Origin of the sequence: Sulfitobacter sp. CW3 (assembly GCF_019392245.1) — a bacterium.
GTDB lineage: Bacteria > Pseudomonadota > Alphaproteobacteria > Rhodobacterales > Rhodobacteraceae > Sulfitobacter.
In genome coordinates this window covers 151,501-177,839 of record NZ_JAHXRL010000008.1, presented here as the reverse complement: position 1 = coordinate 177,839, position 26,339 = coordinate 151,501, and the positions used below count along the sequence as shown (strand labels likewise).

Sequence of the window (26,339 nt, the reverse complement as noted above, 5' to 3'; positions counted from 1 at the left end):
CGCTGATCTCGAACGTCCTGCACGCCAACGCAACGCTGACGCCGTGCCCCGCGACCGCGTTCATGGCCATCTCTCGCAACCAAAGTGGGTGCAATTGACGCTAAGGCCAGACGCTGGTTGGAATTGCTCGAGTGGCACTGAGACACCCAATTGACACCCAAAGCAATATGCAAGGGTGGGCAATCCGCAAGTCGCGCGACTAAGTTATTGTTTCTATTTGTAAAAATGGTGCCCAGGGGCGGAATCGAACCACCGACACGAGGATTTTCAATCCACTGCTCTACCCCTGAGCTACCCGGGCACGCCAATGAAACCAAAGGCTTCTAAGCTAAACTTAATGAAGTGACATCCAGCTATCTAGATAGCGCTTTTGTCGCTGCATGTTGTGGTCGGGGTGTGACCACCAAACGTCGTTCAACTCAGTCGCAGCTAATCTTACATACGAAGGCAGGTGTCAAGAGGACCCGGAGCAGTTTTTCCATGAAGGGGCAAACATTTAGGAATTACGCGTTATGGGCCTGTTCCGCGTCGGTATCGATACCGCCAACAGCGGCGCGTCGTGCCGCTTTGATAGCAGTTGACGGATAAAACGGGCATGAAGCTCAACGCAGAACAACGATGCGCAAATATCTAAAACGGTCTGATGCTGCCGCCGTGAAAAGGACGATCAGATCGCCACTGGGCTTTGTCGGTTTTGCTGCATACTGTAGCGAAAATTTGGTGGTCTTTTCGCCGCCTCGACAATTGCTAAGGATTACAAAATGGCTCTTTCTATCGATATCGCCAGTTTCACCAATCTTAAAGTTGAAGACCACGGTGACGGTGTGTGGGGCGTTACGCTGAACCGGGCGGCAAAACGCAATGCGCTGGATATCGCGACGATCGAAGAGTTGGTCGATTTCTTTTCTGTCGCACCGCGGGCAGGGGTGCGTGCGGTGGTTCTAGCAGGCGAAGGCGATCACTTTTGCGCCGGCCTTGACCTGATTGAACACCACGACGAAGACCGCAGCCCCGCCGATTTCATGCATGTTTGCCTGCGCTGGCACGAGGCATTCAACAAGATGGAATATGGCGGCGTGCCGATCATTGCCGCCTTGCAAGGCGCTGTTGTGGGTGGCGGGCTTGAGCTGGCCAGTTCGGCCCATGTGCGCGTGATGAACGAAACGACCTATTTCGCATTGCCAGAGGGGCAGCGCGGTCTGTTCACTGGCGGTGGTGCCACGATCCGCGTGACCGATCTGGTTGGTAAGTCGCGCATGATCGACATGATGCTGACCGGGCGCGTCTATCAAGGCGACGAGGCGATGGATGTCGGGCTTGCGCAATATATCGTCGAAGGGTCCAGCTATGATGCCGCGCTCGAGCTGGCACGAAAGGCTGCGCAGAACCTGCCGCTTTCCAACTTTGCGATCTGTTCGGCCGTCAGCCACATGCAGAATATGTCGGCGATGGATGCCGCCTATGCCGAGGCGGTGGTCGCAGGGGTTGTGAACACACAACCCGATGCTCGTGCGCGGCTTGCGGCCTTTGCCGACAAAACGGCGGCCCGTGTCAGACGCAATGACTAAGGCGTAAGCCAAGGCGGTTTACGTAGCGCCACCTAATGCCACCCTACAAGATGCCGCGCGCTTAATGCTTAAGTGCGCGGCATCTTGCGATTCTGTCACTATGTAACCTGCGTAAAAATGCATCGCGGGCGGATTTGAATGCCTTTTGACGATGCACGCGGCTTGGGCGAATTCAAAACCTTAACGGAGTGGCTAAAAATGAGGCGATCACGTTTGTGTATGCCGAAATAATAGGCGGCCCAGCGTAGGCAGGCCCAGCAACCGGGCATTCTATCTGGCAAATTCGGGAATTACAGACACATCTTATCTTCAGGCCGAAACGGCTGCATCGGCGCACAGAGGGCGATCCTGGAAGATACTTCCCCCCGTGCGACGACCACAACAATACTGCTGCGGCCCCTAGATATCTTGTTCAGGGCTTTTGCGAAAGTGCGTTTTCCGCACCCAAGCGCGTAGCAACAACAGGGGATACGAAATGAAATATTCAACAAAAATAGCTGCTTGCGCGATGACAGCCTTGCTGGGCTCCACGTCACTGGTGATGGCAGATTGTGCCGATCCGGTCAAAATCGGCGTGTTGCACTCGTTGTCCGGCACAATGGCAATTTCCGAGACGACATTGAAAGACACCATGCTGATGCTGGTGGATGCACAAAACAAAAAGGGCGGCGTTCTGGGTTGTGAGATCGAAGCAGTTGTTGTCGATCCGGCATCTGACTGGCCTCTGTTTGCTGAAAAAGGCCGGGAGCTTTTGAGCGTGAACGAGGTCGATGTGATCTTTGGCTCGTGGACGTCGGTGTCGCGCAAATCTGTGCTGCCTGTGTTGGAAGAACTGAACGGTTTGATGTTCTATCCGGTACAGTACGAGGGTGAAGAATCCTCCAAAAACGTATTTTACACCGGTGCCGCGCCAAACCAGCAGGCCATTCCAGCGGTTGATTATTACCTCGAAGAGTTGGGCGTTGAGAAATTCGCGCTGCTGGGTACCGACTATGTGTATCCGCGCACGACCAACAACATCCTGAAATCCTACCTCATGTCCAAGGGCATCGCCGAGGAAGATATCTTTGTGAACTACACGCCTTTCGGTCACTCTGACTGGGCGACGATTGTGGGCGATGTTGTGGCGCTTGGCGAAGACGGCAAACAGGTCGGCGTGATCTCGACAATTAACGGCGACGCAAACATCGGTTTCTACAAAGAACTGGCCGCCGCAGATGTATCTGCCGATGACATTCCCGTCGTCGCGTTTTCGGTGGGCGAGGAAGAACTATCCGGTCTGGATACCACGAACCTTGTCGGTCACCTGGCCGCTTGGAACTATTTCATGTCCGCCGACACGCCTGCGAATGCTGAGTTCATCAAGACATGGCAAGACTTTATCGGCAGCACAGACCGTGTGACCAATGACCCGATGGAGGCACATTACATCGGCTTTAACATGTGGGTGAATGCGGTCGAACAGGCAGGCACCACGGATGTCGATGCCGTGCGCACTGCAATGTACGGCCAAACCTTCCCGAACCTGACCGGTGGCATCGCTGAAATGCTGCCAAACCACCACCTGACCAAGCCGGTCCTGATCGGTGAAATCACAGCAGACGGCCAGTTCGACATTATCAGCCAGACCGATCCGGTTGCGGGCGATGCATGGACAGACTTCCTGCCCGAAAGCGCTGTTCTCACATCCGATTGGAAAGAGCTGGGCTGCGGGATGTACAACACTGAAACCAAGACCTGCGTTCAGCTGACATCCAACTACTAAAACCGATGACGGGCGCAGAAATTCTCCTGCGCCCGTCTGTTTTCTTGATCAAGGGTATCCCATGCTGCGCCAATTTTTGACTATCTTTATTTGGCTCGGGCTTGCGGGGATGACCTTTGCCCAAGACCTGCAGCCGGTGCTGCAAACCCATGCAGATGAAATTGCCAAACCGTCGCGCAGCTCTGTTTCTGTCGCGTTGGATGATCTGGTTGCGTCAGGTGCCCCGAAAACCAGCGATTTTCTTGAGCAGTGGCAGGACAAAGGCGTCTGGCAGCGGGACGCGGATGGCGTTTTCTTCTTCGCAACCGAAGATGGCGATGCCCTGACCTTGCGCGATATTGATACAGTCGCAGAAACGACGGCACCCAAAGCGGGCTTTTCACAGTTGAAACCAAACGGCGGGGTGCGGCGCTTGATCGGCACCGCATTGGTACAGTTCCAGCTGACCGACCCTGATCTGGCGCGGCGCACATCGGCGATTGAATCAATCGCCCGCAGGCCGAACGCCAGCCAGTTGGCACCTTTGCTGAAATCCATCGATCCCGAAACAGATGCCACGTTGAAAGCGCGCAAAATCCAGCTTGCGAATTTCATGTCCGCCAGCTTTGCCCCCGATACGGACGACAAAATCGCAGCGATCAATTCAATGTCCAGCGACACCTCGATCGAGGCGCGGGCCGCGTTGAACCAGCTTTTATCGGTCAAAGCTGTCGTTTCGCCGGACGCCCCGAAAGGCAATGTCGCACGCGTTCTGAAACTTGGCCCCGACCTGAGCCAAGACGACGCCTATGCCCAATTAGTTGCCGCAAAACTTGCCCCGCCAACGGTTTCACCGGCAGCCATTCGTGACGCACTGACGGCCAATATTGATGGCGGTCGCGTGGGGGGCATCCCAACTGCGCAGCTTGATAACCAACCGATGCGCGAAACTGCCTATGCAGCGCTTGCAGGCCAAGGGATCGTGCCTCCGCTGGTCACACAAGCGGAACAGACAAATGCGGTCGAAACGCATTCATTCTACGAGGTCTATGATGAGAAAGACCCCGCAGTCACGGATGCCGCACGCGCGGCGCTGGATAGCATCGAAACCCGCGTTGGCGCTGCACAGGCCGTTGATCTGACACTGGATGCGCTATCGCTCGCGTCGATCTATTTTCTGGCGGCAATCGGGCTGGCGATCACCTTTGGTGTGATGGGCGTGATCAACATGGCGCATGGCGAATTCATCATGATGGGGGCCTATACCGGCTATGTCGTGCAGCAATTCGTGCCCGATTATACCCTGTCGATCATTGTCGCACTGCCGCTTGCCTTTGCCGTGACATTTGCCGCTGGCGTGGCGATGGAACGCTTGGTGATCCGCCATCTGTACCACCGTCCGCTTGAAACGCTGTTGGCGACATTTGGTATCTCGGTCGCCCTACAGCAATTGGCCAAGAATATCTTTGGCACCCAAGCCCGTCCGCTTACCTCTCCGGGGTGGCTGGATGGCGCGTGGGTCGTGTCGGATGTGATCCAGATCAGCTATATCCGCATCGCTATTTTCGTGATTGCGCTGATGTTTTTGGCGCTGATCCTGTTTGTTCTCAAACGCACCCGCTTGGGGCTTGAGGTCCGTGCGGTCACGCAGAACCCCGGCATGGCGGCCAGCATGGGCATCAACCCGGATCGCATCAATATGCTGACCTTTGGCCTTGGGTCGGGCATTGCGGGCATCGCCGGCGTGGCGATTGGTCTGTACGCCAAGGTGACATCTGAAATGGGGGCCGATTACATCGTGCAATCCTTCATGACGGTCGTGGTCGGCGGGGTTGGCAACGTCTGGGGCACGCTTGCGGGCGCGTCGCTGATCGGTTTCCTGCAAAAGGGCATCGAATGGTTCAACCCGTCCAACACGCTGGCGGCGCAAACCTATATGGTGCTGTTCATCATCCTGTTCATTCAATTCCGGCCCAAGGGTATCGTCGCCCAAAAAGGCCGGGCGGCGGCGGATTGACCCATGCATAAAACTTTCATCTCACAAAACCCGTCTGTCCTTTGGTTCATCGCCCTGCTGGGGCTGTTCACCCTTGCGGTTACCGTCGGGTCCGAAGCATTCGGCACCGGCCTGATCTCGACCTCGATGGTCAAGACATTGGGCAAGACGCTATGCCTGTGCCTGATCGCCATCGCGATGGATGTGGTCTGGGGCTATTGCGGTATCCTGTCGCTGGGCCATTTCGCGTTCTTTGGCATCGGCGGCTATGCCATCGGCATGTGGCTGATGTATGCCCGTACCGAAGGCATCGTGCTCAGCAGCCTGTCCGGTCAGGCGATCCCGTCGACTGCCCAAGAGATTTCAGATGCCATCGGCAACCAGATATTTGGCGTGGTTGGCAGCTCTGACTTTCCGTGGCTCTGGGCCTTTGCCGACAATCTGTTCCTGCAGCTTTTGATGGTTGTCGTCGTACCCGGCCTGCTGGCGCTGGTGTTCGGCTGGCTCGCATTCCGCAGCCGCGTCACAGGCGTTTACCTGTCTATCCTGACCCAAGCGATGACCCTCGCGCTTTCGCTGTGGCTGTTCCAGAACGACAGTGGCTTGCGTGGTAACAACGGGCTGTCCGGTCTGCAAAACATACCGGGTTTCGAAGGATCATCCCAAGCAGCGATCAGCCTCGCGTTCTTCCTTGGTTCGGCTCTTGCCTTGGCGCTGGGCTATCTTTTGTTTGCGTGGGTTGTCTCGGGCAAGATGGGCAGCGTCGTCCAAGGCATTCGCGACAACGAGGCGCGCGTGCGTTTCTTGGGCTACCGTGTTGAGGGCTACAAACTGTTCATCTTTACGCTCACAGCTGTGGTTTCGGGCATCGCAGGGGCGCTGTATTATCCGCAGGCAGGCATCATCAACCCCGCCGAGCTTGCCCCCATCGCATCCATTTATCTGGCGGTTTGGGTCGCCATTGGCGGGCGCGGGCGGCTGTACGGCGCGGTCATCGGGGCGGCGTTTGTGTCGCTGCTGTCGAGCTGGTTCACCGGCGGCGGCGCGCCTGCAATCGATCTGGGGTTCTATACCATCCTGTGGACCGATTGGTGGCTAGTGCTGCTGGGCGTGTCGTTCGTGTGCGTGACGTTGTTTTTCCCCAAGGGCATCGGGGGCCTGTTTGACTATCTGGTAAGGAAACCATCATGAACAACACCTTGTTAGAAGTGTCGGGCGTGTCTGTGTCCTTTGACGGGTTCAAGGCGATCAACAGCCTGTCAATCCAGATTGCCGAACCTGAATTGCGCGCCATCATCGGGCCGAACGGTGCGGGTAAAACCACCTTTATGGATATCATCACCGGCAAGACCAAACCCGACGAGGGCGTGGTGATCTGGGGCGAACGCAATATCTCGCTGCTGGGGATGTCCGAGGCGGATATCGCCAACGCAGGCATCGGGCGCAAGTTCCAGAAACCCACGGTATTCGAGGCGCAAACCGTACGGCAGAACCTTGCCATGGCGTTGAAAAACCCGCGCGGGCCCTTGGCCGTTTTGCTGCATCGCAAGACGCCCGGAAATGCCGCGCGGATCGAAGCGATTGCCGAAGAAATCGGTCTGTCCGACAGCTTGCCCCGCATCGCGGGCGAACTTAGCCACGGGCAAAAGCAATGGTTGGAGATTGGCATGTTGCTGGCGCAAGAACCGCGGCTGTTGCTGGTCGATGAACCTGCCGCAGGCATGACGGTCGAGGAACGCGAAAAGACGACCGACATTCTGAAACGTGCGGCCCAAACCCGTGCCGTCGTGGTGGTGGAACATGACATGGAATTTGTGCGCCGGCTGGGCTGCAAGGTGACTGTGCTGCACGAGGGGTCGGTGCTGGCCGAAGGCAGCTTGGACCACGTGACATCCAACCCGACAGTGATTGAAGTCTATTTGGGGCGTGGTCATGCTTAACGTTGAAAACCTTGATCTGCACTATGGTCAAAGCCGCATCCTCTACGAGGTGTCATTTACCGCGCCGCAGGGCCAGATCACCACGATGGTGGGCAACAACGGCGTGGGTAAAACCAGCACACTCAAGGCTATTGCAGGGCGGCATGCGGCATCGGGCGGCACGATCAAGGTTGATGGCAAACCCGTGCGTCTGAACACTGCGTTTCAGGCGGCCAAGGCGGGCATCGCCTATGTGCCGCAGGGGCGCGAAGTATTCCCGATGATGACGGTGCATGAAAACCTTGAGACCGGATTTGCCTGCCTGCCAAAATCCGAACATTTCATTCCAGACGAGGTGTTCGACCTGTTCCCTGTTCTGCGCGAAATGCAATCGCGGCGTGGCGGTGATTTGTCGGGCGGCCAACAGCAGCAACTGGCCATTGCCCGCGCACTGATCACCAAGCCCCGCGTGCTGTTGCTGGATGAACCGACCGAAGGCATCCAGCCCAATGTGATTGAACAGATCGGCGACGCTTTGCGGTTGCTGCGCAGCAAGGGCGAGATGGCGATATTGCTTGTCGAACAAAACGCGGATTTCGCATATGCGTTGGGTGACAGTTTCATCGTGGTCGAAGGCGGCCGGAACAGCCCGCGCAAGCTCAAGGCCGATTACACAAAGGCGGATCTGATCGCTGATCTTGCGCTGTGACACGACTGGCTTAGTCGTCATCCAGCCCCTGTGCACCGGCCCCTTTGGCCGATTGCGCCGATGACGGGACCGTCATATTCAGCGCCAAACCATCGAGCCGAAGCAACTGTTCGCGAAAGATGAGCGCGCTTTGGGCAGTTGCTTGGAGGGGGCACGTGGCATCAAGACGGGTGGGGGATACCGATACCTCGGCCATCTTTGTTCGCATCAATTCTGTGCCCAGAATTCGGGCGTTATCACCAGACACCCGCAGCCAGGGCGAGCCGTCCAAGGTGATTTCTAGCGCCGTACCCAGCAGTGCTGATGCCCGTGCCGCAAAGGGCAGCAACATCAATGGCCCCGTGACCATGCCCAACCATACGCCGTCTGGTTGCGGCCCCTCGGGCAGGGTTGCAAAATCCGACAGCGCCACGCCAACGTGCAACGCACAACCGGGGGCATCGGCCTCCCATCTTGCCACGCGGGGGGTGACCTGCCGTCCGCCAGACGCTTCAAGCTGATACAAGACCGCGTCTGCCCAATCAAAATCACGCGCAGCTAACCATGTCGCGGCATGGGCGCATTCCTCGGCCATGCCCCAGCTTAACCCCGCACCGCGCGCGGCGCGCAGGCATAGGGCGCTGATTTCTGGCATCGTCAATCGGGCCTGATCCGCCCCGATCAAAGGTCCGGCTCCGTATGCAAATCGTTAGGGTAGGGGGCGTTTTGAAACAGGCTGATACGTACCCAACGGTCCGATCTGGGGTCAAAGCGCGACGCCCCGAAACACGCCAGCTTGCAGCGCAGCATGTCGATGGGCAGCATGTCGGCGTCGATCAGGTTGTCGCGGATTTCGGCAAAGGGCCGCGTGGCCGTCAGCTGCACCCGGCGCACCATTGCCCGATGCTGGGGATGCGCCAGCAGCAGTCGCGCCACCGGGTCTGTATCGGGAAAATCCATTAGCGTTTCGAACAGCGCGGCGGCCTGCCGTGCGATATCAAGGGGCAGCTCGCGGTCGCTTCCCGGTTCCTCAAAACGCTCGCCCAATCGCGGCTCAAGCTTGTCTTCGGACACATACCAGAACCGGCCGGCAGCTTTGCGATCATCATAATCAACCTCAAGCGCCCAGCCGTAATTTTTTGCCAGCAAGGCTTTCAACGCGCCAATCTGCTGGCCCCCGTCAATGGCAAATGCGGTTGTCCCATCCGCGCTCAGATAGGCTTCGAGCTCGTCGATTAGCCCCCCGTGGGGTTCAAGCATAAGCGACAGCAATGCCTCTTGCGCCTCTGTGTCCAAATGCGCTTGCCCCCAGTGCCATAGCGCGTCCCACGGATAGTCTGCCCGCTGATCCCAGCCCACGCCGACATAGGCCGCGATCCGGTCAAGTCCGGCGCGCAAGGCCGCTAGCCGCTCTTGTTGCAGCGGGTGTGCGCTGGTCCAGACTACGGCGTTTTTTTGTGCGGCCCTGAGCGCCTGAACAAAGCGTTTGATCTTGTCTGGCGCGGCGGTTTGCTGCGCGCGTACACGGGCAAGGGCCTCTTCGCGGGCCATCATCCAGTTGTTCAGCAATATCGGGTGGCGCACCAGAAACGGGGCCATGCCAAGCCCCGTTGAATTGCCCACCCCAAGGTTACGCCGCAGGCTGCGATCAAGCGGAACTGCCGCCGCAGCATCGCGCATGCGGGCCAAGTGGTTTACCAGATCAACGGTAAAGGTACGGATCATCCAGACGGTCAACATCTCTGCCTGAAACGGGGCGGCGGTTTCGGGGCGGTCGTTCAGGCTGTGATGGGTTGCGGCACCGAATTTCCCCGATCCATAGACGGCCGTGGTGCGCATCAGATATCCCGTGGCAGCCAGATCATCCGCACCGGGCTGGCGGCCCTCGGATAGACATTGGATCACATGCTCGAACAGGCGCACAGACCGGTTCGCGCGGCTTAGTGTCAGCTCTTTTTGCGTGACGCGCCCGGCTTCTTGCAGCGGAACATTTGCGGCCAACCGGTCAAGCTCAGCGGCATCCGGTGTCCCGTCACACAGTGCAAACGTTGCATCCCACGCGGTGGCAATGACCCGGTCCGACCGCATATCAGCAGGCAGGTCATGGGCAAAGGCAACGAGGCTATAGGTCCGTTCAGGCCCGATGGCGCGGTACACGGCACGGCCCACACCATTGGCGTCGATATCAAACACGGGTCGATCAAAGCGCCAGTTTTCGCGCTGCATCCGGCGCAACAAAATTCGCAGAAACGACAGGCGGGTCGGATGGGCCAGACCAAGGCGCGCCAGTTGCATGACTTGTGCGGGATCGCGGTGAAACAGCGCCGCCATCCGGGCAGGGGACAGCGGCGCGCGGGTCATACAGCCCTGCCAAAACTATCGCGAAAGAACCGGGCCCAGTTGCCGCCCATCAGCGCGGCGGTGTCCTCGTTAGAAAAACCGATATCGCGCAGGCCAGCGGTCAGATTGGGCATATCCGCGTTGCCACCGAACCAGTCCGGCATGGGCGGAAACCCCGGCGCATCCGCGCTGCCCTCGCCATAATCGATACGTTTGGTCCAGCGCCCGGTGCGCATCCATTCAACGATGCTGTCGGGTTGATCCTGACACAGGTCCGACCCGATCCCCAGATTGTCGATGCCATAGCTGTCGGCGGCGCGTGCGATCATTTCGCAGAATGCGGACAGCGTGCAGGCACCGCCATTTTTCAGGTGATGCGGATAGATCGAAAAACCCAGCATGCCGTCCGTGCCCGACAAGGCCCGCAAGACGGTGTCGGATTTGTTGCGCAGTGCCGCGTGCCAGTCAGCGGGGTTGGCATGGGTGATGGCAATGGGACGGGTGGAATGGTCGATCGCCTCAAGGGTTGATCGTTCGCCCGAATGGCTCATGTCGATGACCAGCCCGACGCGGTTCATTTCTGCAACGACCTCGCGGCCCATGCGGGTCAGGCCGGTGTCGTCATCCTCGTAACAGCCCGTCGCCAGCAGGGATTGGTTGTTATACGTCAACTGCATAAAGCGCAGGCCAAGACGGTGCAGCACCTCGACAAGGCCGATGTCGTCCTCAATACAGGACGGGTTTTGCGCGCCAAAGAAAATCGCCGTGCGCCCCGTTTCGCGCGCCAAAGTGATATCGCCGGCAGTAAACCCCTGAAAGATCAGATCGGGGTGGCGTTCAAAATGACGGTTCCATGCCTCGATGTTCAGTACCGTTTCGCGGAAGTTTTCGTGATAGGTTATGGTGGCATGAACGGCATCAACACCGCCTGCGCGCATCTCGCGGAATATCTTTTCGGACCAGTTCGCGTATTGCAGCCCGTCGATGACCGGGCTCATGTGGCGGGGGTTCCTGCGGCTTTGATCCGGGCAAGCAAGGCATCGTCAACATTGACGCCTTCGGCTTCGATCCGGGCGCGGTTATCGGCGCGGCGCTGGCCGGGCAGGCGGGCACCGTCCTGATCGGTGATCGACGTGGCAAGGCGCAGCATCGCCGCATGAAACCCGTCCCCACCAAAACCCGCAGGATCAATCGCGATAAAGAACTGTCCGGTGCCGGGCGGCCCGCCTTTGGTACCGGAAAAGGGGCTGGCCTCGGTGCTTAGGTTTGCACCCGACAGGGCGGCGGCCAGAATTTCGACCAACAGACCAACGCCGAACCCCTTGTACCCGCCCGAGGGCACCATAGACCCCGCCAGTGCGGCATCCGCATCCAATGTCTCATTCCCATCGGCATCCAGCGCCCAACCGGGTTCAATCGCCTTGCCCTCGCGGCTGCGCAGCAGAATCTCGGACTTGGCAATTGCGCTGGCAGATTGGTCAATCACCAGCATCGCCCCGCCTGATCCGTCTGGCACGGCAATGGAAAACGGGTTTGTCCCCACAACAGGTTTACTGCCACCGGGCGGTGCAATCGACGCGGGCGCGTGGGTAAAACACAGCCCGATCAACCCGTCTTGGGCAAGGCGTTCCGCGTGATGGCCCAGCACCCCGCAATTATACGAATTATGGATGCTCATTGCCGCGATGCCATTCGTCCTTGCGGCTGCTGTAAAACTGTCCCAGCCCGCATCGATCGCAGCATGGGCAAAACCGTGGTCTGCATCCACCCGCACGGCACCGGGGCGCGGGATGGTTACCGACGGAATTGCGGATGGTGATACTTTGCCACACAGCAGATGTTCGGCGTAAATCGGCACATATAACAACCCGTGGCTGCGTATCCCGTCACGTTCGGCAAGGCGGGTTGACCGCGCTACGGAACTGGCTGCGGATTTTGTCGCCCCCGCTGCGATCAATGTGTCACGGGCTAGGTCTTCTACGGCGTCGAGCGTCATTTTCTGCTGCATGGTCTCTCCTCGTTACAAGGATAATGACGGCATATCTGTATGGATCAATAAAATTTTGGTCGGGGCACAGCGTGTGGCCTGCATCAGGTGCCAAATCGACGGACGAAGACGAATTGGAACGCGCATTAAAACTGCGCCGGTATCTAGATTCGCTGGTTTTCTATAATGACAATGCCAAAAGTCAGCTCAAGACATTGGAAGTGCTGAAAAAATCAAAAAAGACGCGACCAGATTCGCCTGAGGGAATGGACAAAAACCGGCTCTACTCTGCTGCGCGAAAATACACCCTAAGCGACTGAAATATTTATAGTATTCAGTACTATAGGCAAATAAGTCATCGGTGTTGGGAAATGGTGCTGAAGGGGAGGATTGAACTCCCGACCTCGTCATTACCAATGACGCGCTCTACCACTGAGCTACTCCAGCACGTTGGCCGGCTGATTAGACGCATTCGCAATATGGTGCAAGGGCTATCTGGACCCTGACTGCCCGCTGCGCTAGACAATCGACATGTCACAAGGTACCGCCCCTCAAAAGCCCAAGAACGCCAAAGCCATCCGCGAAGATCGGCTAAAGGCGGCGCTGAAGGCAAATATGGGCCGGCGCAAGGCGCAAGCCCGCGCGCGCAAGGCAGAGACTAAGACAGACAACGGCCAATCTGGCCAAGACACGGAAGGCTGAACGATGGATTCGATTGTGGTCAAAGGCGGCGGTACGCTGTCGGGACAAATACCAATCGCTGGGGCCAAAAATGCTTGCCTCACCCTGATGCCCGCCTGTCTGCTGTCAGAAGAACCCCTGACGCTGACCAATGCGCCCCGCCTGTCGGACATTCGCACCATGACCGAATTGTTGCGCTCGCTTGGGGCCGAAGTCACGTCAATGCAGGACGGCCAAGTACTGGCGATGTCATGCCACGGCGAAATCAACACCCGTGCCGAATATGATATCGTTCGCAAAATGCGGGCGTCGAACTTGGTATTGGGCCCGTTGCTTGCTCGCGAAGGCCACGCAGAAGTGTCGCTGCCCGGCGGTTGCGCCATTGGTGCCCGCCCGATGGATATTCACACCGACAGCTTGGTACTTATGGGCGCGGAGATTGATCTGCGCGACGGCTATCTCCATGCCAAGGCAGACGGTGGCAAACTCAAAGGTGCCGTAATCGATTTCCCGTTTGCATCCGTGGGCGCGACAGAAAACATCATGATGGCCGCGACCTTGGCCAAGGGCACCACCGTTATCAACAACGCGGCCCGCGAACCAGAGATTGTCGATCTTGCCGATTGCCTGCGCGCCATGGGCGCACAAATCGACGGTGACGGCACCAGCCGCATCGAAATTCAAGGCGTTGACGGGCTGCACGGTGCCACGCACCGCGTTGTGACCGACCGGATCGAACTTGGCACCTATATGCTGGCCCCTGCCATTTGCGGCGGCGAGGTCGAATTGCTGGGCGGTCGGATCAACCTGCTGCAAGCCTTCTGTGAAAAACTGGATGCCGCAGGTATCGACGTGACGGAAACCGACAAGGGGCTGAAAGTGGCCCGTCGCAATGGGATGATCCAAGCGGTGGATGTGACAACCGAACCTTTCCCCGGCTTTCCCACCGATCTACAGGCGCAGATGATGGCGCTGCTGTGTACTGCCGAAGGCACATCGGTGCTCGAGGAAAAGATCTTTGAGAACCGCTTTATGCATGCGCCCGAACTGATCCGCATGGGGGCTGACATTGACGTGCACGGCGGCACGGCGACCGTAACCGGCGTCAAAAAACTGAAAGGCGCGCCTGTCATGGCGACGGATCTGCGCGCCTCTGTCTCGTTGATCCTTGCGGCGATGGCTGCCGAGGGCGAAACCAAAGTCAGCCGCGTCTATCATCTGGATCGCGGCTATGAACATGTGGTGGCCAAACTGCGCGGCGTGGGCGCAAATATTGAACGGATCAAAGAACAATGACCCAGGACGCACGTTTCGAAGACGGTCGCGAGGCCCCCCTGAACCTTGGCGCTTTGGAAGCGGATGACCTCAAGGTGATCTCGTCTTTGGTTCAAGACGCGGTTTTCCCCGCATCGGAAATGCGCTGGCATCAAAAAGGCGCGCGATTTGCGCTGCTTTTGAACCGCGTACGTTGGGAAGACGCGGGTAAAACCCGCCATGCGGCGGAACGTGTTCAATCGGTCTTGATGTTCAACAATGTTCAGCGCGTATCGACCCAAGGTGTCACCAAGGGGGACAGCGATACGATCCTGTCACTGCTGCAGATCGAATTCAACGAAACGGATGCGCCGTCGGGCGATGTTATTTTGACCCTGGCCGGTGACGGCGCGATCCGTCTTACCGTCGAAGCGCTGGAGGTCACCCTAAAAGACGTGACCAAGCCCTATGTCGCACCTTCACATAAGTTGCCAGAACATCCGGCCTGATCCCTTACCTTCCTCTCTGGCTCCTAAATATCCAAATTCAACATCACCTTGCATCGCCCCGCCCGTTATCGGGCACATGGCGGAAAGGGATCTTAAATGCCCCAGTTCCTAGACTATTCACAGCCTGATTTCGAAGCAGCCTTTGCGGCCCTGCTGTCTGCCAAGCGCGAAGAAAGCACGGATGTCGACGACACCGTTGCGGATATTATCGCTCAGGTGCGGAAAAGCGGCGATGCTGCTGTGATCGCATTGACCCAGAAATTCGACCGCATCGCGCTGACGCCTGAAACCTTACGTATCACCGCAGCCGAGGTCGATGTCGCCGTGGCACAAGTCTCGGCCGAGGACCGCGCGGCACTGGAACTGGCCGCCACCCGCATTCGTGATTACCACGCCCGCCAATTGCCCGAAGATGCTGAATGGACGGATGATGCCGGCGCGACCTTGGGGTGGCGTTGGACGGCCGTTTCCGCGGCCGGTCTTTATGTACCGGGCGGGCTTGCAAGTTATCCATCCTCTGTCTTGATGAACGCAATTCCGGCCAAAGTCGCTGGTGTTGAGCGTCTGGCCATGGTTGTGCCGACACCTGACGGGGTCCTTAATCCGCTGGTGTTGCTTGCTGCCCGGATCGCTGGTGTCGATGAAATCTACCGCATTGGTGGCGCGCAGGCTGTTGCTGCTTTGGCTTATGGCACGGCGACAATCCCGCCGGTTGATAAGATTACCGGGCCGGGGAACGCATTTGTCGCCGCCGCCAAACGCCGTGTGTTCGGCAAGGTCGGCATCGACATGATCGCGGGCCCGTCGGAAATCCTTGTGATTGCGGATGGCGATAACGACCCCGACTGGATCGCCCTTGATCTGCTGTCGCAGGCGGAACATGACGAAAGCGCGCAGTCCATTCTCGTCACCACCGACGCCGCCTTTGGTCAGGCCGTTGCAGCGGCCGTTGAAAAACGGCTCGAAACGCTCGAGCGGCGCAAGATCGCCGGGGCAAGCTGGCGTGACAACGGCGCAATCATCACCGTACCCGATCTGGCCATCGCCGCCGAGCTTAGCAATCGGGTGGCGCCGGAACATCTTGAACTATGCGTCGCGGACGTGGACGCCCTTAGCGCGCGGATCACCCATGCGGGCGCGATTTTCCTTGGCCAATGGACGCCAGAGGCCATCGGCGATTATATCGGCGGTCCGAACCACGTTCTGCCTACTGCGCGCTCGGCGCGGTTTTCCTCGGGGCTGTCGGTGCTTGATTTCATGAAGCGCACGACCCTTGCCCGCATGTCGCCCCAAGCGTTGCGTGCAATCGGCCCCTCAGCCGCGCGGCTTGCCCGCTCAGAAAGCCTTGAGGCGCACGGATTGTCGGTCACGGCCCGGTTGGGCAAGCTGAACGAGTGACGTGGCGACCAAGATTGAACAACCTCATCGCGTGGCCTATGGTCGTGCGACCCTAAGTATGAATTGAGAAGCCCATGTCTCGGATCACGCATATCGTGCTTGACGATGCAAATCTGCCGCCGCCCACGCCTGAAATCGAACAAGAACGCAAAGTCGCGTTATTTGACCTGCTCGAAGACAACGTGTTCACGCTGCCCGCCCGCGATGACCGGCCCGTGCCGCAAGGCCCCTATCATCTGGGGCTATCGATCCGCGACAAGCGTCTGGTGTTCGATGTGAACACTGAAAACGATGAAAAGGCGGCGGAATTCCATTTGTCGCTGGGGCCGTTCCGTCAGGTCGTGAAAGACTATTTTCAGATTTGTGAATCCTATTTCGAGGCGGTCAAAAAATCCGCGCCCGCCCAGATCGAGACGATCGACATGGCCCGTCGTGGCATCCACAACGAAGGGTCGCGGGTGCTGCAAGAGCGTCTGGAAGGCAAGGCCGAGATCGACACAGACACGGCACGACGTCTTTTCACCCTGATCTGCGTCTTGCATTACGGCGGATAGATGAACGAAAAGCTGCCCCAATCGGTGCTGTTTTGCTGCGATCACAACGCAGTGCGTTCCCCCATGGCCGAAGGGTTGATGAAAAAGTTCTACGGCACGGGCACCTATGTCCAGTCCGTCGGCGTCATGAACGATCTCGAGATTGACGGCTTTTCCATTGCTGTATGTCAGGAACTGGATGTCGAGCTGTCGCGCCACCGGTCGCGCAGTTTTGACGAGATGGAAAACTGGGGCGACGATCTTAGCTCGTTCGATCTGATCATCGCCCTAAGCCCGGCCAGCCAGCGCCGGGCGTTGGAGCTGACGCGGTTTTATCACCTGACCGTCGAATACTGGCCCATCCTTGACCCGACGGGGCTGGGCGAAACCCGCGAGGCCAAGATGGCGCAATACCGCGCCGCCCGTGATCAGATCAAAGAGCGGTTGATTGACCGTTTCGGAGAACCGACCCGCCCGCAAATCTGATCGTCCCTGTCAGGGTGTCAGGCCGCGCTGCACAAGGTTTGCGCGGTGTTGCCGTAGGCTTTCCATGTGCTCCAGAACGCGTTGTCGCTTGAACGGTCGGATTGGCGGGCCTCTTGCAGAAGGTGGGGGTCTTTGAACACCTGAACGCCGCGCCGTTGCTCGGACGCGGAAAGCGAACGATCAGCGACCGCTTGGATGCAGCCACAGCGTGAACGGCTGGCCTGCTTGCGCCCCGCCGCCATGCAGGCCGATTGGATCGGTCCCGTCGCGAACAAAATAGGCGCGCTGCGGTATCCACCACTGGGGTTATAGCCACGCCCGCCGCCACAAGCGGCCAATGCTGACAACGCGCAGATCATTGTAAAAATTCGTAACATGTATTGCCTCGTCTTCGGCGCGCCGGGTTGATCCCGTTTGCTGCACCATCTGCTTTGGCGAACTATGCCGCATAATCTGCGGTTGGGCAATTCACGATAATGCAAATTGACGTGCCTTTGCCCAAAGTGATCGGGCAAAGGCGTTGATGTGGTCGTGGTTTAGAACTTCCAGCGGGCACCGACAAAGGTGACATCCATGTCTTGGTAAGACGCAGAAGCACTGTCAAATTCGTAGGTGCGGTAGGTTGCGTAAAGTTCGGTGTTGTACTGGTCAAGACGTTGCACAACCGCCAAGCCAACAGACGAAGTGCTGGACCCTGCGACAACGAAATCGTTACCGTCGTAGTAGTCGATCGAAAGCGATGTCGAACCGATGGCCCAGTAATCGCGCGTCAAACCCGCTTTGATGTAGGCGTAATCGGAGTCACCGGCGACTTGGCGGCCCGCTGACACAGCAAGGTTCAGACCGGTTGGCGCGTGCAGAACGGCAGCCGAGCCCATGACCAGATCGTTCGTGCTGTCGCGGAACGAATAGCCCAGACGGGTGTCGATTTTGTAATCGCCATAGTCAGTCGCATAGCGTGTGCCAACATCGTAATAGTCGTTGTCGTCACCCGATCTCAGAACTTCTTGGCCAGCCGAGATCGACGCCGAGAAACCGTTGTATACTGGCGTATCATAGCGGACGCGGAAACGACGGCCACCATCGAACGAGCTGTTTGTGCCACCGATGCTTACAGTTGAAAGCGTGCCGTCGGCAAAGCGCAGCAGCTGGCTGCCTGCGATGTCGCTGATCCCAACATATGCGGCAACGCCCGTACCCGAGAAATCAGCCTCGGCGGAGCCGTCGGTCGACGTGCTGCCCTGACCCAAAGAGAACGTCCCGTATGTGGGCGTTTTGTATGCCAGATCGAACTTGCGCAGTTCGGTGCGGTGGTATTCGGCGTCAAAGTCGTTGTCGTCGCCGTTCAGGCTGGACGACCCGGTCAGACCCAAAGCGGTCTCAAAGGTCAGCTTTACTTCGGAACCGTTTTGCATTGCCATGCGTCATGGACAGGCCGATGCGGCTGTTGGAGTTGTCGTTGTCAGTGAAGGCAGAATTGCTGTCAACGCCATCATCAACGCTGACGACGCCCAAGTTCAATTGCCCGTAAAAGTCCCAAACTGGCCCGGCAGATTGGGCCTGTGCCAATGCTGGTACAAACGCTAGGCCAAAGGCAGCGGCTGCTACAGGTGCAAGCTGTTGTTTGATCTTCATCTCTGAGTTCCTTTTTCACCCGGCCCGCGCCGTCGCAGGCCATTAGAGAACTTGGATTTAGGAGCCTCAGGCGGGGCTTAGAACCGTAAGGTAGGCGAACTAAAAAGAAGTGTTGCACGAAGGCTCTACTCAAGCAAAAGTGAGAACGCACGCCAGCCATGTTTTCAAAGCATTTTCAGGTGATATGCGGTTTTTGCATAGGTGATTCCCGATCCAGACACTTGTATTCAGGCGGCGGCAATCCACGATATTGCGCGGCAAAGCGCCTGTATCCCCCGAACCATAGTGTAATCGTCAATTACAACAGGCAATCGGACCCATTGACCAGCGATTAAAACCGCACCATATCCCTACCCATGACAGCACTTTCACACATCCGCAATTTCTCCATCGTCGCGCATATCGACCATGGTAAATCCACGCTCGCTGATCGTCTTATCCAAGAGACGAACACAGTCGCCTTGCGCGATATGAAAGAGCAAATGCTAGACAGCATGGACATCGAGCGCGAACGCGGCATCACGATCAAAGCACAGACCGTGCGGATCGACTATACTGCGCTCAATGGCGAGAATTACGTTCTCAACCTGATCGACACCCCCGGCCACGTCGACTTTGCCTATGAGGTGTCCCGGTCCATGCGCGCGGTCGAAGGATCGCTGCTGGTTGTGGACAGTACCCAAGGCGTCGAAGCGCAGACATTGGCCAACGTCTATCATGCGCTGGACGCGGATCACGAGATCGTGCCGGTTCTGAACAAGATCGACTTGCCCGCCACCGATTGCGACCGCGTAGCCGAACAGATCGAAGACGTAATCGGTATTGATGCGTCCGATGCGATCCGCGTGTCGGCCAAGACCGGCCAAGGCATCATCGAAACCCTTGAGGCCGTCGTGCACCGTTTGCCTGCCCCCAAGGGCACGCTGGATGCGCCGCTCAAGGCGATGCTGGTGGACAGTTGGTACGACAGCTATCTGGGCGTGATCGTTCTGGTGCGCATCATGGACGGTCAGCTGAAAAAGGGCGACCGCATCCGCATGATGCAAAACGGGTCCGTGCATCACGTTGACCGCATCGGCGTATTCCGCCCCGCGATGACCGAAATTGACGTACTTGGCCCGGGCGATATCGGGTTCCTGACCGCGTCGATCAAACAGGTCCGCGACACCCGCGTTGGTGATACCATCACCCACGAGAAAAAAGGCTGCGACAAGGCATTGCCGGGCTTTAAGCCTGCGCAGCCCGTGGTTTTCTGTGGCCTGTTCCCCGTGGACGCTGCCGAATTCGAAGACCTGCGCGACAGCATCGAAAAACTGGCGCTGAATGATGCGAGCTTTAGCTTCGAGATGGAAACCTCGGCGGCACTTGGTTTCGGCTTCCGCTGTGGCTTCCTGGGGCTGCTGCACCTCGAGGTCATCCGCGACCGGATCGAGCGTGAATATGACATCGACCTGATCACCACGGCCCCGTCGGTAATCTATGACATCCACATGAAAGACGGCACCGTCACGCAGTTGCACAACCCTGCGGACATGGTCGATCTGACATTCGTGGACCACATCGAAGAGCCGCGCATCAAGGCGACGATCCTTGTCCCCGATGATTATCTGGGCGACGTGCTGAAGCTGTGCCAGGACCGTCGTGGCATCCAGATGGACCTGACCTATGCGGGCAGCCGCGCGATGGTGGTCTATGACCTGCCGCTGAACGAAGTGGTGTTCGACTTCTACGACCGCCTGAAATCGGTGACCAAGGGCTATGCGTCCTTTGACTATCAGATGATCGGCTACCGTCAGGACAATCTGGTGAAAATGTCGATCCTTGTGAACGATGAACCTGTCGATGCCCTGTCCACCATGGTTCACCGCGACCGCGCCGAAATGCGGGGCCGTGCCATGGTTGAAAAGCTAAAAGACCTGATCCCGCGCCACATGTTCAAAATCCCGATCCAAGCGGCCATCGGGGGCAAAGTCATCGCCCGCGAGACATTGTCTGCGATGCGCAAGGACGTGACGGCGAAGTGTTACGGTGGCGATGCGTCTCGGAAACGCAAGCTGCTGGACAAGCAGAAGGCCGGTAAGAAGAAGATGCGCCAGTTCGGTAAGGTGGATATCCCTCAGGAAGCTTTCATCAGCGCACTGAAAATGGACGGCTAAAAGCCGACCATTTCAGCGCGGATGAAAGACGGTGGGGTGAGAGACCCGCGCAGCGGGGCGCGGCCCCACACGGTGCGGGTGGAGAGCTGGGATTATTTCAACGCTTAGGATCGACGGGAGAGGCTAGTCTACGATTGTGTCCAAGAGTGAGTGTTTCTCTGCTTGGGTAGCATCCAATGTTCCAATTTGCTCCTGTGCAAAATTCTTGTGCTTCTGAATGTCAACGATCAATTGATCGGCGTAGTCTCGGACAGTTTCCTTAATTCGATCGGACATGTCCGTTTTGGGGCCTGTGAGTATTGAGGTATATTCAAGTGCATTTTTCCTACCGAACGAAAAAAATAGGGCGTTGCCGAACTCTCTCCTTTCGATGTTGGCGAGCCACAAGCTCAGTGTCACTGACACAGCACAGGAATATTCGTTAGAGGAGTAGCCGATTGCGGTAATAAAGACGCTTGCCCCAAATGGCGATGCTTCAGTAATATTTGTATATCCCGCGTCAATTAACTCTCGCTGAAGCGCGAATTCTGAAGCTTGACCAGAGGTCCAACAGCCATCTGAGACCTGATCGCTAGTTACAACTGAAATAGCTGTATCTTTCCTCATCTGAGCAAGCTGAATATCCACTCCGAACAAGGTATAAGTTGGTATAGTATCGGCGGCTACGTGACAGCAAAAAAGTAGCGATAACGACAACGAAAAAACAAATTTCATTTCTAGCTTCCAAAAAAGTGATTTCGGAAGCACGTTTCCATTTCCCCTAATAGTTTGCAAGAAGTCGATGGGTCGGAATTAACAACCGTAGGGTGGGTGAAACCCACGCGTAACCACATTTCAACCGTGCACCACGCGTGGGTTTCACCCACCCTACGCCACCAACGCACTACGCCGGAGTGCACGATGAACCGTTGAATAGGGCCACGCGTCGGGCCGCTCGACAAGCCCGTGTTTCACGGGGTTCCAATGGCAATAATCGACATGGGCGGCGAAATCCGCCTCGTCTCGGATGCAATGCTCCCAAAACCGCCGCTGCCAAATGCCACATTCGCCTTTTCGTGCCTTGCTGGCACTTACATGTGCGGAGTGTGAACAGTGGCGCGTGAAGGTCGATTTGATCTTCTTCCACCGGATCGAAAAATCTGCATCTCCATCTGGAAGTGTCCACACTGCGTGTATGTGGTCCGGCAACACGACCATTGCGTCGCATGTCACCGGATGTTCCGCTACGACGGATGCATATGCGGATCGCAAAAGCGCAACTTCACGTATCAGTAAGTCTGATCCACGGTCTGCCAAGTTAACGGTGAAGAAATAGGTGCCTCCGGGCACGTACATGCGGCGGTATCTGCTCATGCTTTGATATTGTTCGATCATGGTAAACAAATGATTGCCAGTGTTGGGTGCTCACCCTAAACCACCCCCATGACATGCCCCCTTTGCACAACAGATGCCCCGCTCGTCTCCGTCCCTGTCTCTGGCGGCCCTGCGGATGCGTGCATCGACATTTGCGCCCTGTGCGCTGACCCGCAAACGCCTGCCGATCACTTCCGTCCCATCGCGTCGACAATGTGGACCGAGGATGCGGCGCTGCAGGTCTATGCCGCGCGGACGCTCAAGCGGTTGGACACTGATTGGTCGCGCGATTTGCTGGACCAGCTGTATCTTGATGACGAAACCCAAGCTTGGGCGGATAATGTGGCCGCCCCGACCGATCACAAAGACAGCAACGGGGTGCCGCTTAGTCAGGGCGATACTGTCGTTTTGATCAAGGATTTGCCCGTCAAAGGCGGCGGCTTTACGGCGAAGCGTGGCACGGCGGTACACCGCATTTCACTGGTGCAGGACAATCCCGCCCATATCGAGGGGCGCGTCGAGGGCCAGCGGATCGTCATCCTGACCGAGTTCGTGAAAAAACGCTAACCGTAGTCAGGTGCCAGCGGCCAAATTCGCGGGCGTCGCGCCACCGTCCAAAAGCGTTGCAAGGCAGCTTTGCGTGAAATCCCAGATGTCTTGGGTATGCACCAAATGATGGGTGAGAAACCCCATCGGTTCGGTCGCATCGGTGATCCCTTGCCTGCGGTCCTGTAACAGCTGCACGATATGCGCGATCAGGTCGTCCGGCGGCACAAGGCCGCGCCCTCCGCGCCAGAATATCGGATCAATATGGGTGTTGATCTGCGCAAGGCCGGGTGCCGCCCATTTGTTTTTGCGCGGCAGATATGTCGATACAGCGGTATAACCCAGCGGCGCAAATTCGGGCAATAATGCGGGGTCCAAACGGTTCCAAGGCGGCACAAAGACGGGCAGGAAACGATCCGCGAAAAGGTCGTTCATCCGTTTCAGCGCACGCTCGGCGTCGGCCAGGGCGGTGTCGCGGGGGTGGCCGAATTCGGCTTTCTTCTGTCCTTCGGGGGCGTGGCTGAGGTGTTGCCAGCCGTGGACAAGCGGCACAACCATGTCGTGATCGGCGCAAAACAGCGGCAAGGTGTCTTGCGCGTGTTTCGGGATGACGGCCAGGTGGACGGGCAGGTGCAATGCCTCGGCCATGTCGGTCAGCCGGTCCAGCGCCGGGGTCGGTTCAATTGCGTCGTCATCGCGCCACCATATGGGCAGCAGGCGTTGTTCTGCCCGCCATAGTGACAGCTCTGCGGTCAGTGGTGTCCAATCTATCCGCATGGCTGGGCCTCGCGCATTTCCCGGGTGATCTGCACGGTTTGTGTTGCGCCATCAAATCCGTCTGTGCGCGGTGCGCGGTCAGGGGCTTTTAGCACCGCAGTCACGTTATTCAGCAATGATTGCGCAGACAGCGCCGCATTCCGCAGAACACTGATACCATCTAACTGCGCCAAGGCATCCGCACGCAAGCCTTGTTCGACCTCGCTGCCCGCGTCAAAGGGGATGAACACCGCGCGCACGCCGCTTTGCAAGATGTCCAAGGCGGTATTGTAGCCGCACAAAGATACCGATGCGGCGGCGTGATATAGCATCTGCCGGAACTCGGGCCGCGCCGGTTCGATGATGACATTTGCGGGCGCGCTACGCATCAGATCAGCGCTGCGCTGTGCGGCGTCTTGCCCGCCCAGCAACAGCCGCCATTGTCGTTTTTCAGGGTCCAGTTTCGCGGCGGCTAGGGCCGTGTCAAACACATGTTGCCCCACATCGCCACCGCCAGCGCTGACGATGATTTCGCCTGTGCCCAGACCATCAGCATGCGGCGCGGCGGCGGGTGGGGCCACAAATCCCGTATAGCGCAGCTTGCGGGCCAAGGCATCCGATACGGGCCAGCTGAGCGAAAGGGGGGTAACGTCTGCATCTGAATGAACCAGCACCGCGTCATAGAACCGGGCAACCAGATCATCGGCAAGGGTCGCTTTGGCGGGCTTGGATGGTGGTGCAAGGATATCGCGCACCGACGCGCAGATCAGCGGGCGACGGGGCAGGGCATGTGCCGCGTTCAGCAGGGCTGTGAATTCGGGGCCAAGGATACGTCTGCCAAAAGGGAACAGTTCGGTGATCAGAACATCGGGTTGCTGGGATTGAACCGTGTCGATCAACATCCTTGTTCGGGCGTCAAACAGGGCGGCATCAGCCTCCGTACCATCGCCGTCCAGCAGCCGCGCGAAATTCACCCCATCGGACCGAAGCGGCGGAAGCTGCACCATCTCAACGCCATCTTTTGACAGCTGCGGCGCGTCCATCCCGCCCGAGATTACAACGGCGTCGTGCCCTGCGTCCTTATAGGCGCGCGCCAGCGTCAGGGCGCGGGCCAAATGGCCGGTTCCCAGCAGATGCGTGACGACGATGCAAACTTTCATACGCGGTGTTCCAGTCGGATTTGGTCGGGGGATGCCTGCCATTCGGCGGGATCGATCTGGATCAGATACAGGCGGTTTCGTTTGACCTGAAAGGGGGGATCGCCCTTGAAATCCCAGCCCATTGCGTGGGCCAGCAGAACCCGCATGACGCCAATGTGGCATATGGCAATCGTATCACGGGTCAAGCCATTGGCCCAAGGGACCAGCCGGGCGCGCAGATCAGCGGGGCTTTCGCCGCCGGGGGGCGTGAAATCCCAGCCCCAATATTCGATGTCACGAAACCCGCTCGACGGGTCCGCTTTCAGGTCAATGCCACGCTGACCTTCCCATGTGCCCCAGTCCATTTCCATCAAGGCCGGGCTGGTTCGGGGCGGTCTACCTGCGACCAGTACGGCGGTCTGTACTGCACGGGCCAGCGGGCTGGACACCAGATCGGCGCTGTCCCATGGCACGGGCAGACAAAGGCCCGCAAGCTGCGCGCGCGCATCATCATCCAGCGGAACATCGGTACGTCCTTGAATGCGGCCTGCGCGGTTCCAATCGGTATGGCCGTGGCGCAAAAGGGCAAGCTGGATCATCGGTCAACTCCGCATGTTGCAAGGGCGGCGAACAAGGTTTCCGAGGCAGCGGGCAACAGGTGGTGCGCTACTACATGGGCCTGCGCTTGCGTGCCAAGACGTTGCCGACGTGCCGGATCGGACAGCAACCCTTGCAGACGCGCGGCGAGGGGGGCAATGCCGTCTTCGGGCTTGGGGTAATCGCCGGGGGCCAGCACGTCGCGCACACCGGGCCTGTCTTGGGCCACCACGGGCAAACCGGCAGCTTGCGCCTCAAGATAGGCAAGGCCAAAGGCTTCGTTCACACCGGGCCAGAACAACAGTGAAGAGGTGCGGTAGACGTCAGTGAGTGCGTCGGCATCCAATTGACCCAAGAATTGCACCGCTTGGCCAAAGGGGGCCATCAACGCGGTAACCTTGTCGCGCGCGGCCCCGTCCCCTGCAATGCGCAGCGACCAGCCGGTGTCCGGCAGTTGCGCCAATGTATCGGCGATGATCTGATACGAGGCGAGCTTGTCCCCCGCGCGCAGCATGCCAACGGCCAGCATGGGGCCATCGGGTGTTGCCGCCGCATCGACGCTGTCGCGCATCAGAAACGGGGGCAGGTGGATCAGCTGTTGGGTTCCGGCGCGGTCTCGTTCAAGCGTTTCGGCGTCGCGGTGGGTGAAATAGAAGATGACATCTGCGGCGTCACTGGCGGTTTCTGCCGCTTGGGCAAAACGGGCCCAAGGTCCGGTCAGGCGCTTGCGGGCGCGGGATGCTTCGATTAGCAGATAGGGAATACCCAAGGCGCGCGCGACGGATGGCCCGATCAGATCAGGCGCTTTGTAGTAGTTGTGATATGTGACCCACGCCTGCCAGCCCTCGGCGCGGCCAAGCCGGCACAGGCGGGTGATTTCACCCTGCGCTTGATCGAAAATCCGGGTTTGCAAGGTAGCATCCCCCGTGCCGTCGCGGGATCGCAGGGAGCTGGCCAAGGTGACAGTCGCTCCGCCATATTCCAACGCCGCAATCAGGGCGCGCGCCATCGCGCGATCCCCCGACGGGTTCGGATGATCGGGTGCCTTTAGGGG

General features: G+C 58.2%; 27 protein-coding genes and 2 tRNA genes. 15 read left to right on the top strand and 14 right to left on the bottom strand.

Going from position 1 to position 26,339, the window contains the following annotated elements; translation table 11 throughout:
- Positions 1–226 precede the first annotated feature (226 nt).
- Positions 227–301: transfer RNA gene (locus KZZ06_RS16860), tRNA-Phe, on the bottom strand.
- A 460-nt stretch (positions 302–761) separates the two neighbouring features.
- On the opposite strand from KZZ06_RS16860, the gene KZZ06_RS16855 reads away from it, so the two are divergent.
- The 6 genes from KZZ06_RS16855 (at position 762) to urtE (ending at position 7,936) form a co-directional block, all read left to right on the top strand.
- Positions 762–1,568, top strand: a complete 807-nt coding sequence (locus KZZ06_RS16855; RefSeq protein WP_219581276.1) for a crotonase/enoyl-CoA hydratase family protein — start codon at positions 762–764, stop codon at positions 1,566–1,568.
- 475 nt (positions 1,569–2,043) lie between these two features.
- Positions 2,044–3,333, top strand: a complete 1,290-nt coding sequence (gene urtA, locus KZZ06_RS16850; RefSeq protein ID WP_219581275.1) for an urea ABC transporter substrate-binding protein — start codon at positions 2,044–2,046, stop codon at positions 3,331–3,333.
- Between the two features lie 61 nt (positions 3,334–3,394).
- On the top strand, positions 3,395–5,329 hold the full coding sequence (urtB, locus tag KZZ06_RS16845) for an urea ABC transporter permease subunit UrtB (protein WP_219581274.1): 1,935 nt from the start codon (positions 3,395–3,397) through the stop codon (positions 5,327–5,329).
- Positions 5,330–5,332: 3 nt separating this feature from the next.
- Entirely contained in the window at positions 5,333–6,499 is a 1,167-nt protein-coding gene (urtC, locus tag KZZ06_RS16840; RefSeq protein WP_219581273.1) for an urea ABC transporter permease subunit UrtC, read from the top strand.
- Positions 6,496–7,248: an urea ABC transporter ATP-binding protein UrtD gene (gene urtD / locus KZZ06_RS16835; RefSeq protein WP_219581272.1), complete on the top strand. Its 753-nt coding sequence runs from the start codon at positions 6,496–6,498 to the stop codon at positions 7,246–7,248. Before urtC ends, urtD begins: the two co-directional genes overlap by 4 nt.
- Complete coding sequence (gene urtE, locus KZZ06_RS16830; protein WP_219581271.1) at positions 7,241–7,936, top strand: urea ABC transporter ATP-binding subunit UrtE; 696 nt, start codon at positions 7,241–7,243, stop codon at positions 7,934–7,936. Before urtD ends, urtE begins: the two co-directional genes overlap by 8 nt.
- 10 nt (positions 7,937–7,946) lie before the next feature.
- Here urtE and KZZ06_RS16825 read toward each other — a convergent pair whose 3' ends face one another.
- From KZZ06_RS16825 to KZZ06_RS16810, 4 genes are read right to left on the bottom strand one after another with little or no spacing between them, the layout of a single operon-like run.
- Complete coding sequence (locus KZZ06_RS16825) at positions 7,947–8,570, bottom strand: DUF3726 domain-containing protein (RefSeq protein WP_219581270.1); 624 nt, start codon at positions 8,568–8,570, stop codon at positions 7,947–7,949.
- Positions 8,571–8,596: 26 nt separating this feature from the next.
- Complete coding sequence (locus KZZ06_RS16820; protein WP_257884423.1) at positions 8,597–10,276, bottom strand: hypothetical protein; 1,680 nt, start codon at positions 10,274–10,276, stop codon at positions 8,597–8,599.
- Positions 10,273–11,253: a membrane dipeptidase gene (locus tag KZZ06_RS16815; protein WP_219581269.1), complete on the bottom strand. Its 981-nt coding sequence runs from the start codon at positions 11,251–11,253 to the stop codon at positions 10,273–10,275. Before KZZ06_RS16815 ends, KZZ06_RS16820 begins: the two co-directional genes overlap by 4 nt.
- The gene (locus KZZ06_RS16810) at positions 11,250–12,263 is read right to left on the bottom strand and encodes an Ldh family oxidoreductase (RefSeq protein ID WP_219581268.1); all 1,014 of its coding nucleotides are present in this window, start codon (positions 12,261–12,263) and stop codon (positions 11,250–11,252) included. The genes KZZ06_RS16815 and KZZ06_RS16810 overlap by 4 nt, the downstream gene beginning before the upstream one ends.
- Positions 12,264–12,286: 23 nt before the next feature.
- Here KZZ06_RS16810 and KZZ06_RS16805 point away from each other — a divergent pair, with 23 nt between their 5' ends.
- Positions 12,287–12,562, top strand: a complete 276-nt coding sequence (locus KZZ06_RS16805; protein WP_219581267.1) for a hypothetical protein — start codon at positions 12,287–12,289, stop codon at positions 12,560–12,562.
- A gap of 52 nt (positions 12,563–12,614) precedes the next feature.
- On the opposite strand, the gene KZZ06_RS16800 is transcribed toward KZZ06_RS16805, so the two are convergent.
- A tRNA-Thr gene (locus tag KZZ06_RS16800) sits at positions 12,615–12,689 on the bottom strand.
- A gap of 84 nt (positions 12,690–12,773) precedes the next feature.
- Here KZZ06_RS16800 and KZZ06_RS16795 point away from each other — a divergent pair.
- The 6 genes from KZZ06_RS16795 to KZZ06_RS16770 all read left to right on the top strand — a co-directional run bounded on the left by KZZ06_RS16795 (position 12,774) and on the right by KZZ06_RS16770 (position 17,103).
- Entirely contained in the window at positions 12,774–12,944 is a 171-nt protein-coding gene (locus KZZ06_RS16795) for a hypothetical protein (protein WP_219581266.1), read from the top strand.
- A gap of 3 nt (positions 12,945–12,947) precedes the next feature.
- Positions 12,948–14,219, top strand: a complete 1,272-nt coding sequence (gene murA, locus KZZ06_RS16790; RefSeq protein ID WP_219581265.1) for a UDP-N-acetylglucosamine 1-carboxyvinyltransferase — start codon at positions 12,948–12,950, stop codon at positions 14,217–14,219.
- Positions 14,216–14,686, top strand: coding sequence for a DUF2948 family protein (locus KZZ06_RS16785; RefSeq protein WP_219581264.1), 471 nt, complete (start codon positions 14,216–14,218; stop codon positions 14,684–14,686). The genes murA and KZZ06_RS16785 overlap by 4 nt, the downstream gene beginning before the upstream one ends.
- A gap of 96 nt (positions 14,687–14,782) precedes the next feature.
- Positions 14,783–16,084: a histidinol dehydrogenase gene (hisD, locus tag KZZ06_RS16780; RefSeq protein WP_219581263.1), complete on the top strand. Its 1,302-nt coding sequence runs from the start codon at positions 14,783–14,785 to the stop codon at positions 16,082–16,084.
- 74 nt (positions 16,085–16,158) lie between these two features.
- Positions 16,159–16,638 (top strand): UPF0262 family protein, encoded by a 480-nt coding sequence (locus KZZ06_RS16775; protein WP_219581262.1) that lies wholly within the window; start codon positions 16,159–16,161, stop codon positions 16,636–16,638.
- Positions 16,639–17,103, top strand: a complete 465-nt coding sequence (locus tag KZZ06_RS16770) for a low molecular weight phosphatase family protein (RefSeq protein WP_219581261.1) — start codon at positions 16,639–16,641, stop codon at positions 17,101–17,103.
- A 17-nt stretch (positions 17,104–17,120) separates the two neighbouring features.
- Here KZZ06_RS16770 and KZZ06_RS16765 read toward each other — a convergent pair whose 3' ends face one another.
- From KZZ06_RS16765 to KZZ06_RS22570, 3 genes are all read right to left on the bottom strand, one after another.
- Positions 17,121–17,480, bottom strand: a complete 360-nt coding sequence (locus KZZ06_RS16765) for a hypothetical protein (RefSeq protein WP_257884422.1) — start codon at positions 17,478–17,480, stop codon at positions 17,121–17,123.
- 159 nt (positions 17,481–17,639) lie between these two features.
- Positions 17,640–18,518 carry a porin gene (locus tag KZZ06_RS16760; protein WP_257884421.1) on the bottom strand — a complete coding sequence of 293 codons (879 nt, stop codon included), beginning with the start codon at positions 18,516–18,518 and terminating at the stop codon, positions 17,640–17,642.
- Positions 18,484–18,738: a porin gene (locus tag KZZ06_RS22570; protein ID WP_257884420.1), complete on the bottom strand. Its 255-nt coding sequence runs from the start codon at positions 18,736–18,738 to the stop codon at positions 18,484–18,486. Before KZZ06_RS22570 ends, KZZ06_RS16760 begins: the two co-directional genes overlap by 35 nt.
- Positions 18,739–19,094: 356 nt before the next feature.
- Here KZZ06_RS22570 and lepA point away from each other — a divergent pair, with 356 nt between their 5' ends.
- Complete coding sequence (gene lepA / locus KZZ06_RS16755; protein WP_219581260.1) at positions 19,095–20,894, top strand: translation elongation factor 4; 1,800 nt, start codon at positions 19,095–19,097, stop codon at positions 20,892–20,894.
- A gap of 123 nt (positions 20,895–21,017) precedes the next feature.
- On the opposite strand, the gene KZZ06_RS16750 is transcribed toward lepA, so the two are convergent.
- Entirely contained in the window at positions 21,018–21,608 is a 591-nt protein-coding gene (locus KZZ06_RS16750; RefSeq protein WP_219581259.1) for a hypothetical protein, read from the bottom strand.
- 708 nt (positions 21,609–22,316) lie between these two features.
- On the opposite strand from KZZ06_RS16750, the gene KZZ06_RS16745 reads away from it, so the two are divergent.
- Complete coding sequence (locus tag KZZ06_RS16745) at positions 22,317–22,814, top strand: alkylphosphonate utilization protein (protein ID WP_219581258.1); 498 nt, start codon at positions 22,317–22,319, stop codon at positions 22,812–22,814.
- Between the two features lie 6 nt (positions 22,815–22,820).
- Here KZZ06_RS16745 and KZZ06_RS16740 read toward each other — a convergent pair whose 3' ends face one another.
- From KZZ06_RS16740 to KZZ06_RS16725, 4 genes are read right to left on the bottom strand one after another with little or no spacing between them, the layout of a single operon-like run.
- The gene (locus tag KZZ06_RS16740) at positions 22,821–23,570 is read right to left on the bottom strand and encodes a polysaccharide deacetylase family protein (protein WP_219581257.1); all 750 of its coding nucleotides are present in this window, start codon (positions 23,568–23,570) and stop codon (positions 22,821–22,823) included.
- A complete protein-coding gene (locus tag KZZ06_RS16735) occupies positions 23,561–24,709 on the bottom strand; it encodes a glycosyltransferase family protein (protein ID WP_219581256.1) in 1,149 nt (382 codons plus the stop codon). Before KZZ06_RS16735 ends, KZZ06_RS16740 begins: the two co-directional genes overlap by 10 nt.
- Positions 24,706–25,287, bottom strand: coding sequence for a histidine phosphatase family protein (locus KZZ06_RS16730; protein ID WP_219581255.1), 582 nt, complete (start codon positions 25,285–25,287; stop codon positions 24,706–24,708). The genes KZZ06_RS16735 and KZZ06_RS16730 overlap by 4 nt, the downstream gene beginning before the upstream one ends.
- Entirely contained in the window at positions 25,284–26,294 is a 1,011-nt protein-coding gene (locus KZZ06_RS16725) for a glycosyltransferase family 4 protein (protein WP_219581254.1), read from the bottom strand. The genes KZZ06_RS16730 and KZZ06_RS16725 overlap by 4 nt, the downstream gene beginning before the upstream one ends.
- Between the last annotated feature and the right edge of the window lie 45 nt (positions 26,295–26,339).

What these genes read in the sequence shown, in the direction of transcription:
- KZZ06_RS16795 (WP_219581266.1), top strand. Translation starts at nt 12,774, where the DNA reads ATGTCACAAGGTACCGCCCCTCAAAAGCCCAAGAACGCCAAAGCCATC.
- hisD (WP_219581263.1), top strand. Translation starts at nt 14,783, where the DNA reads ATGCCCCAGTTCCTAGACTATTCACAGCCTGATTTCGAAGCAGCCTTT.
- urtA (WP_219581275.1), top strand. Translation starts at nt 2,044, where the DNA reads ATGAAATATTCAACAAAAATAGCTGCTTGCGCGATGACAGCCTTGCTG.
- KZZ06_RS16775 (WP_219581262.1), top strand. Translation starts at nt 16,159, where the DNA reads ATGTCTCGGATCACGCATATCGTGCTTGACGATGCAAATCTGCCGCCG.
- KZZ06_RS22570 (WP_257884420.1), bottom strand. Translation starts at nt 18,738, where the DNA reads ATGAAGATCAAACAACAGCTTGCACCTGTAGCAGCCGCTGCCTTTGGC.
- KZZ06_RS16825 (WP_219581270.1), bottom strand. Translation starts at nt 8,570, where the DNA reads ATGCCAGAAATCAGCGCCCTATGCCTGCGCGCCGCGCGCGGTGCGGGG.
- KZZ06_RS16765 (WP_257884422.1), bottom strand. Translation starts at nt 17,480, where the DNA reads ATGTTACGAATTTTTACAATGATCTGCGCGTTGTCAGCATTGGCCGCT.
- lepA (WP_219581260.1), top strand. Translation starts at nt 19,095, where the DNA reads ATGACAGCACTTTCACACATCCGCAATTTCTCCATCGTCGCGCATATC.
- KZZ06_RS16760 (WP_257884421.1), bottom strand. Translation starts at nt 18,518, where the DNA reads ATGCAAAACGGTTCCGAAGTAAAGCTGACCTTTGAGACCGCTTTGGGT.
- KZZ06_RS16815 (WP_219581269.1), bottom strand. Translation starts at nt 11,253, where the DNA reads ATGAGCCCGGTCATCGACGGGCTGCAATACGCGAACTGGTCCGAAAAG.
- KZZ06_RS16810 (WP_219581268.1), bottom strand. Translation starts at nt 12,263, where the DNA reads ATGCAGCAGAAAATGACGCTCGACGCCGTAGAAGACCTAGCCCGTGAC.
- urtB (WP_219581274.1), top strand. Translation starts at nt 3,395, where the DNA reads ATGCTGCGCCAATTTTTGACTATCTTTATTTGGCTCGGGCTTGCGGGG.
- KZZ06_RS16725 (WP_219581254.1), bottom strand. Translation starts at nt 26,294, where the DNA reads ATGGCGCGCGCCCTGATTGCGGCGTTGGAATATGGCGGAGCGACTGTC.
- urtE (WP_219581271.1), top strand. Translation starts at nt 7,241, where the DNA reads ATGCTTAACGTTGAAAACCTTGATCTGCACTATGGTCAAAGCCGCATC.
- KZZ06_RS16820 (WP_257884423.1), bottom strand. Translation starts at nt 10,276, where the DNA reads ATGACCCGCGCGCCGCTGTCCCCTGCCCGGATGGCGGCGCTGTTTCAC.
- KZZ06_RS16805 (WP_219581267.1), top strand. Translation starts at nt 12,287, where the DNA reads ATGACGGCATATCTGTATGGATCAATAAAATTTTGGTCGGGGCACAGC.
- KZZ06_RS16750 (WP_219581259.1), bottom strand. Translation starts at nt 21,608, where the DNA reads ATGAAATTTGTTTTTTCGTTGTCGTTATCGCTACTTTTTTGCTGTCAC.
- KZZ06_RS16730 (WP_219581255.1), bottom strand. Translation starts at nt 25,287, where the DNA reads ATGATCCAGCTTGCCCTTTTGCGCCACGGCCATACCGATTGGAACCGC.
- KZZ06_RS16770 (WP_219581261.1), top strand. Translation starts at nt 16,639, where the DNA reads ATGAACGAAAAGCTGCCCCAATCGGTGCTGTTTTGCTGCGATCACAAC.
- murA (WP_219581265.1), top strand. Translation starts at nt 12,948, where the DNA reads ATGGATTCGATTGTGGTCAAAGGCGGCGGTACGCTGTCGGGACAAATA.
- urtD (WP_219581272.1), top strand. Translation starts at nt 6,496, where the DNA reads ATGAACAACACCTTGTTAGAAGTGTCGGGCGTGTCTGTGTCCTTTGAC.
- KZZ06_RS16785 (WP_219581264.1), top strand. Translation starts at nt 14,216, where the DNA reads ATGACCCAGGACGCACGTTTCGAAGACGGTCGCGAGGCCCCCCTGAAC.
- urtC (WP_219581273.1), top strand. Translation starts at nt 5,333, where the DNA reads ATGCATAAAACTTTCATCTCACAAAACCCGTCTGTCCTTTGGTTCATC.
- KZZ06_RS16855 (WP_219581276.1), top strand. Translation starts at nt 762, where the DNA reads ATGGCTCTTTCTATCGATATCGCCAGTTTCACCAATCTTAAAGTTGAA.
- KZZ06_RS16735 (WP_219581256.1), bottom strand. Translation starts at nt 24,709, where the DNA reads ATGAAAGTTTGCATCGTCGTCACGCATCTGCTGGGAACCGGCCATTTG.
- KZZ06_RS16745 (WP_219581258.1), top strand. Translation starts at nt 22,317, where the DNA reads ATGACATGCCCCCTTTGCACAACAGATGCCCCGCTCGTCTCCGTCCCT.
- KZZ06_RS16740 (WP_219581257.1), bottom strand. Translation starts at nt 23,570, where the DNA reads ATGCGGATAGATTGGACACCACTGACCGCAGAGCTGTCACTATGGCGG.